General features: G+C 57.8%; 1 protein-coding gene. It reads left to right on the top strand.

The features are described 5' to 3' along the window. Positions 1-141: 141 nt before the first annotated feature. A partial coding sequence (locus EFD55_RS32930) for an IS110 family RNA-guided transposase (protein ID WP_125851293.1) occupies positions 142-938 on the top strand: 797 nt, incomplete at its 3' end.

Here is a 938-nt window from a genome sequence, read left to right as displayed (position 1 = left end):
CAGGAGGTGGCATGAAAGAGGCCGCGCCCAGCATTGAGAGAACGGATTTCTGAGATGCAGATGATCTTGGGACAGTCACGCCTTGCGCTGTTTGGCCTACCTTACTTGGGTTTTCGCGAACTCATGGAAGGAGAGCAAAGCGTGACTGCACCTTATGATTATCACATTGGGGTAGATTACCACAAAAGCTACAGCCACCTTGTCGTGCAAGATTCCACCGGCAAGACACTACGATCCGGGCGAGTGAAGAACGATCGTCAGTCGCTCGGGTCGTTTCTCGAGCGCTATCGGGAGAACAGCCATGCGGTGGTGGAAGCCACCCGCAACTGGATGGTGATGTACGACTGGCTCGACGACATTTGTGATGATGTCGTTCTCGCCCATCCGCTGAAGGTCAAGGCCATTGCCGATGCCAAGATCAAGACGGACAAGATCGATGCGACGGTGCTGGCGCATCTGCTCAGGGCCGACCTGGTGCCGGAGGCCTGGGCACCAAGCGACAAATCGCGAGACCTTCGCGTCGCCCTGCGTGAGCGGATGTTTTACGTGCGGCTGCGCACGATGACGAAGAACCGCATCGTTACGGTGTTTGATCGTTATCCGGAGCAGACGGCACAGCTGCAGAAGCTCGGCGATCTGTTTGGCAAAGCCGGCCGCGTCCAGCTGGCGCAGGTGAAGGTCTCGGAGATCGACCGCATCCAGATCGACCGTGGTCTCGCCTTCATCGCGGACATCGACGTGCGGATCAAGCAGTCGGAAGCAACGATCCGGGCGATGACCAAGGCCAATAGCAACGTGAAGCTGTTGAAGACCATCCCTGGCATTGGGGAGTTCTTCGCCCGGCTTATCGACGCCGAGATTGACGACATCAGTCGCTTCCGGAATCCGAAGAAGCTGGCCGCCTATGCTGGTCTCGTTCCCTCGACCTATTCCTCCGG

The sequence above is a fragment of the Rhizobium pisi genome, assembly GCF_003938655.1.
Classification (GTDB): domain Bacteria; phylum Pseudomonadota; class Alphaproteobacteria; order Rhizobiales; family Rhizobiaceae; genus Rhizobium; species Rhizobium pisi.
This window is presented reverse-complemented; position numbering and strand designations above follow the sequence as displayed.